The sequence below is a fragment of the Nonomuraea sp. NPDC003201 genome (genome assembly GCF_053590415.1).
Window position 1 is genome coordinate 1 of record NZ_JBSFTC010000508.1, and the last position, 5,327, is coordinate 5,327.

Below are 5,327 nucleotides of genomic sequence, written 5' to 3' on the forward strand. Positions count from 1 at the left end.
GGCGGCACGCTGCCGCGCCAGGCGCCGGTCTCGCTGCCGCGGGTCTCGATGTAGTCCTTGAAGCGGCGCAGGTCGCCCTGTACGCGCATGCGGACGAGCTGGAGCCAGTCGCCGGCGGTCTCGACGAAGCCCTCGGGGTCGTACTCCATCTGGAGGGTGACGCGGGTGGTGGCGTCGTCGAGGCGGTGGAAGGTGACGACGCCGGCGTGGTGGGGCTTGTCGAGCGTGTGCCAGGCGACGCGCTCGTCGGGGTGCTGCTCGGTGATCTCGGTCTCGAACTCCCGCTTCACCCCGGCGATCTCGGCCAGCCAGGTGGCGCGGGTGTCGGTGTGCTGCTTGACCGACTCCACCCCTTCCATGAATTCGGGGAACGTCTCGAACTGCGTCCACTGGTTGTAGGCGACGCGGATCGGGACCTTGACGTCTTGGGAGTACTCGATCGTGCTCATGGCCTCGCCCCCTGCCCGCACTGGATCGCGGCTAACGTCAACCGTTTGACGGTCACTGTTCGGCTATGCGGGCCTATGACGTCCAACGGAGAGGTCCCGAACCGTGCAAGCCGTGGTCATCAACCGCCACCCCGAGGCCGTCCCGCCGGAGGCCGGTGTCCGGTCCACCAAGCTGCCGTCCTGGTGGAGGCGCTGTCGGAGTTCGTCCGGGACCCCGCCATGGCGCCGTGAACGTTTACCGCGTACACCTCGGGTAGCCGAGTTTTCGACAAAATCAACGTATCGGGATCGGTGAGAACATGATCATCATCGGCATCATCCTGCTGCTTCTGGGATGGCTGCTCGGCATATCGCTGCTCTACACGATCGGCGCCATCCTGCTCGTCATCGGCGTGATCCTGCTCGTCCTGGGCTCCATCGGCCGTCCGGTCGGCGGCCGACGATATTGGTTCTGACCGCGGAACGCACGCCGGCCGGGCGGCTCAGCCCTTGCCGCGGGTGAACAGCTCCTGGGCCGCCCTCCAGATCCAGCGAACGAGCGAAGCCGGCATAGGACACATCCGGCAGCGTCTGGGACTCCTCGAACTTCGGCGCGCCGCCCATCGCCCGCAGCTCCCAGGTGACCTGGTTCAGGTCGTTGTTGTGCAGGACCGCCACGATCAGACGCGGATCGGCCCACTGGGAGGCATACCGCTTGATCGTGATGAGCTCGGCCAGCCCGTTCATCCGCATGGCGCCATCCCCGACGAAGGCGATGACGGGCCGGTCGGGGTGGCCGAACCTCGCGCCGATCGCGTACGGCACGCCCGGCCCCATCGTCGCCGGCGTCCCCGACAGCGAGCCACGCACGTCGGCGCGGATCTTCAGGTCGCGGCCGAGCCGGAGTCGGCGGTTACGACGCGGACATCTCCTCGTGCCGGGACCGGACGAACCGCGGGCGGTCCTCGGCGCGTCCCAGCGCCGCGATGATCCCGTTGACGCCGTCGCCCGGATAGCCGAACAGGTGCTCCACACCCCACTGACGCAAGTGCGGGAGCAGGTAATGGGCGACGGTAGGAGCCATGACCAGGTCCTCGCAGCGATAGCGGCTTTCCCCAGGCCCTGCCCGGGCCACAAGATTGAAACCGGCGAGCCGGGTAGTCGGTCCGGCATGTCCGTATCGCTTCAAGGTGACCTCGCGGCGCGGGTGGACGGCGAAGTCCGGTTCGACGCCGGGTCGCGCGCGGCGTACGCGCACGACGCCTCCAACTACCGGCAGGTGCCGATCGGCGTGGTGATCCCGCGCACCATTGACGCGGCGGTGGAGGCGGTGGCCGTGTGCCACGCGCACGGCGTTCCGGTGCTGTCCCGAGGCGGCGGGACGAGCCTGGCCGGGCAGTGCTGCAACACGGGCGTCGTGCTCGACTGGTCCAAGTACTGCCGCAGGCTGGTGCGGGTCGACCCGGAGCGCCGCCGGGCGGTGGTCGAACCCGGGGCCTGCCTGGACGATCTCAACGCCGAGCTCTCCGAGTATCACCTGATGGTGGGGCCGAAGCCGTCCACGCATGACACCTGCACGATCGGCGGGATGATCGGCAACAACTCCTGCGGCGCGTCCGCCCAGGCGTACGGCAAGATGGCCGACTCGGTGGCGCGCATGGAGGTGCTGACCTACGACGGCACCCGGATGTGGGTCGGGCCGACCGACCAGGAGGACTACGAACGCATCCTCGCCGAGACCGAGGGAGGCCGGCGGGCCGAGATCTACCGGGCGCTGCGCGACCTCATCGACGACAACCTGGCGCTGATCCGCACCCGCTACCCGCACATCCCCCGGCGCGTGTCCGGCTACAACCTCGACTCCCTGCTGCCGGAGAACGGCTTCAACCTCGCCCGCGCGCTGGTCGGCAGCGAGTCGACGCTGGTCACCGTGCTGCAGGCGGAGATCGAGCTGGTGCCTGTGCCGAAGTACCAGTCGCTGGTGGTCCTCGGCTTCGACGACATCGCCGCCGCGGGCGACGCCGTACCGGCCGTGGCCGAACACGGCCCGCTGGCTCTCGAAGGGCTCGACCACACCCTCATCGACCTGGCCCGCGCCGAACACGTCGCCAAGCAGGGCGTGCTGCGGGAACTGCCCGAAGGGTCGGGGTGGCTGATGGTGCGCTTCGGCGGCGACACCCGCGAGCAGGCCGACGACCGCGCCGACCGCCTGCTGGAGGACATCCATCGCTCCGAGCACGATCCCCGCGTCGCCTATCTCGACGACCCGGACGAGGAGGAGCGGCTGTGGAAGGTCCGCGAGGCCGGGCTCGGCGCGACCGCCTACCCGCCCGGCGGCCCCGACACCCACGAGGGCTGGGAGGACGCCGCGGTGCCGCCGCAGCGGCTCGGCGACTATCTGCGTGACTTCCGCGCCCTGCTGGAGGAGTTCGGCTACGGATCGGCGTCCCTGTACGGCCACTTCGGCCAGGGCTGCGTACACACCCGGATCGGCTTCGACCTGGAGGACCCCGGAGGCACGGCCACGTACCGGCGCTTCGTCGAGCGCGCCGCGCGGCTGGTCGCCTCCTACGGCGGGTCCCTGTCGGGCGAGCACGGAGACGGCCAGTCCCGCGCCGAGCTGCTGCCGATCATGTTCGGCGAGGAGGTCGTCCGGCTGTTCGGCCGCCTCAAGGAGATCTTCGACCCGGGCGACCGGATGAACCCCGGCAAGGTCGCCTCACCCCTCGAAGCACGCGAACCGTCCGGCACGCCCGGCGTGTACCGGCTGGATGAGAACCTCGACCACCTCGGCTACCACCCCGACGAGCCACGCAAGCACTTCGGCTATCCGAACGACCACGGACGGTTAACGCACGCGGCGGCCCGCTGTGTCGGCATCGGCAAGTGCCGCGCCTCCTCCGGCGGCGTGATGTGCCCGAGCTACCGGGTCACCCACGAGGAGAAGCACACGACGCGGGGCCGGGCCCGCCTGCTGATGGAGATGATGCGCGGGATGCCGGGCGGCGGCGAGGACGCCGTCATCACCGACGGCTGGCGCTCCGAGGACGTCCGCGAGGCCCTCGACCTGTGCCTGGCCTGCAAGGGATGCCGCGGCGACTGCCCGGTGAACGTGGACATGGCGACCTACAAGGCCGAGTTCCTGTCCCACCACTACCATCGCCGCCTGCGCCCGATGTCGCACTACTCCATGGGCTGGCTGCCGCTGTGGGCCCGCCTGGCGTCGCTCGCGCCGGGCACGGTCAACGCCCTCACCCACGCCCCACTCCTCGACCGGCTCGTCAAACGCGCCGGCGGCATCGACCAGCACCGCGAACTGCCCCGCTTCGCCCGAAAGCGCCTGACCGACGAGTTCAACGGGTCTCACGTCGACGGACCGCCGGTCCTGCTGTGGCCGGACACCTTCACCAACAACTTCCACCCCGAGATCGGCCGGGCCGCCATCCGCGTCCTGGAGTCGGCCGGGTTCCAGGTCCAGCTGCCACCGGTCCCGCTGTGCTGCGGACTCACCTGGATCTCCACCGGACAACTCGACATCGCCGAACGCGTGCTGCGCCGCACCCTCCGCGCCCTCGCTCCCCGGCTGCGCGCCGGGATCCCGGTGATCGGGCTGGAACCGAGCTGCACCGCGGTGTTCCGCGCCGACGCCCCGGAGTTGCTGTCCGGCGACCCGGACGCCCGGCGGCTCGCCGAGCAGACCCACTCGCTGGCCGAGTTCCTCCTCGACCGGGCGCCGCAGGCGATCACCGCGCCGCTGCCCGGGACGGGCCGTAAGGCCATCGCCCAGCCGCACTGCCACCAGCACGCCATCTGGGGGTTCGACGCCGACCAGGAAGTGCTGCGGCGCGCCGGAGTCCAGGCCGAGGTGCTGGACGTGGGCTGCTGCGGCCTGGCGGGCAACTTCGGCTTCGAACGCGGCCACTACGAGGTCTCCACCGGCGCCGCCGAGCTGGGACTGTGGCCGGCGGTACGGGAGGCCGACCCGGGCACGACCGTGCTGGCCGACGGCTTCTCCTGCCGTACCCAGATCGCCTCCGGCACCGGGGTCCAGGCCCGGCACCTGGCCGAACTGCTCGCGGAGCTGCAGCGACCGGCTTCGCCGCGGGCCCCTGGCCGGACCGGCGCGCGGGCCCCCCACGTGGCATGAACGACGAACGGTATCCGGCGCAGGTGCTGCGGGAGTACGCGCTCCTCGCCGACGGTGAGCGCGGTGCCGTCGTGGGCCCGCGCGGGGAGTTGTGCTGGATGTGCGCGCCGCACTGGGACAGCGACGCGATCTTCGCCTCGCTGATCGGCGGGGCCGGCGTCTACGCCGTCACGCCGCAGGAGCGCTTCGTGTGGGGCGGCGCCTACGAGCCGGGCTCGCTCATCTGGCGCAGCCGGTGGGTGACGACCACCGGGATCATCGAGTGCCGCGAGGCGCTGGCGTTCCCCGGCGAGCGCGGGCGCGCCGTACTGCTGCGCCGGATCATCGCCCGGCACGGGGACGCGCGGGTGCAGGTCGTCTGCGACCCGCGACCCGGATTCGGCGCGTGCCGCCCGCGCTTCCGCGGCGCGTGGGAGGCGGACGGGCAAGGTCTGTGGTTCCGCTGGACCGGCGCCGAAGAGGCGAGGCCCGGGCGCGGTCCGGAGCTGGAGCTCACCGTCCCCGCCGGAGAGCACCACGACCTGGTCCTGGAGATCGCCGACCGCCCGCCGCGCGACGGGCCGCCCGACGCCGACCGCGCCTGGTACGCCACCGAGCAGGCGTGGGGCCGCGCGATGCCCGCACCTGCACACCATCGCCGACCGGGACGCCCACCACGCCTACGGCATGATCTCGGATACTCCGACGCTGCGGGCGCGGGCGACCCGCTTTCAGGAGGGTTCGGAACGGGCGCTCGCGGAGGCGCTCCAGGA

At 71.3% G+C, this 5,327-nt stretch carries 5 protein-coding genes and 1 pseudogene; 3 read left to right on the top strand and 3 right to left on the bottom strand.

What is annotated here, in order from left to right:
• Positions 1-449 (bottom strand): SRPBCC family protein (locus tag ACWDX9_RS59245; protein ID WP_449972427.1); only part of this gene is annotated, 449 nt, incomplete at its 3' end.
• A 299-nt stretch (positions 450-748) separates the two neighbouring features.
• On the opposite strand from ACWDX9_RS59245, the gene ACWDX9_RS59250 reads away from it, so the two are divergent.
• Positions 749-904 (top strand): hypothetical protein, encoded by a 156-nt coding sequence (locus ACWDX9_RS59250; RefSeq protein ID WP_350735736.1) that lies wholly within the window; start codon positions 749-751, stop codon positions 902-904.
• 61 nt (positions 905-965) lie between these two features.
• On the opposite strand, the pseudogene ACWDX9_RS59255 reads toward ACWDX9_RS59250, so the two are convergent.
• Together ACWDX9_RS59255 and ACWDX9_RS59260 are read right to left on the bottom strand one after the other, a co-directional pair.
• A pseudogene (locus ACWDX9_RS59255) lies at positions 966-1,348 on the bottom strand (thiamine pyrophosphate-dependent enzyme); the annotation flags it as partial.
• The gene (locus ACWDX9_RS59260) at positions 1,342-1,512 is read right to left on the bottom strand and encodes a thiamine pyrophosphate-binding protein (protein WP_449972430.1); all 171 of its coding nucleotides are present in this window, start codon (positions 1,510-1,512) and stop codon (positions 1,342-1,344) included. The gene ACWDX9_RS59260 and the pseudogene ACWDX9_RS59255, both read right to left, overlap by 7 nt.
• A gap of 123 nt (positions 1,513-1,635) precedes the next feature.
• Between ACWDX9_RS59260 and ACWDX9_RS59265 the strand changes: the two genes are divergently transcribed.
• Positions 1,636-4,575: an FAD-binding and (Fe-S)-binding domain-containing protein gene (locus ACWDX9_RS59265; RefSeq protein WP_449972433.1), complete on the top strand. Its 2,940-nt coding sequence runs from the start codon at positions 1,636-1,638 to the stop codon at positions 4,573-4,575.
• Positions 4,572-5,327, top strand: a 756-nt coding sequence (locus tag ACWDX9_RS59270; RefSeq protein WP_449972436.1) for a trehalase-like domain-containing protein, incomplete at its 3' end; no start/stop codon positions are given. The genes ACWDX9_RS59265 and ACWDX9_RS59270, both read left to right, overlap by 4 nt.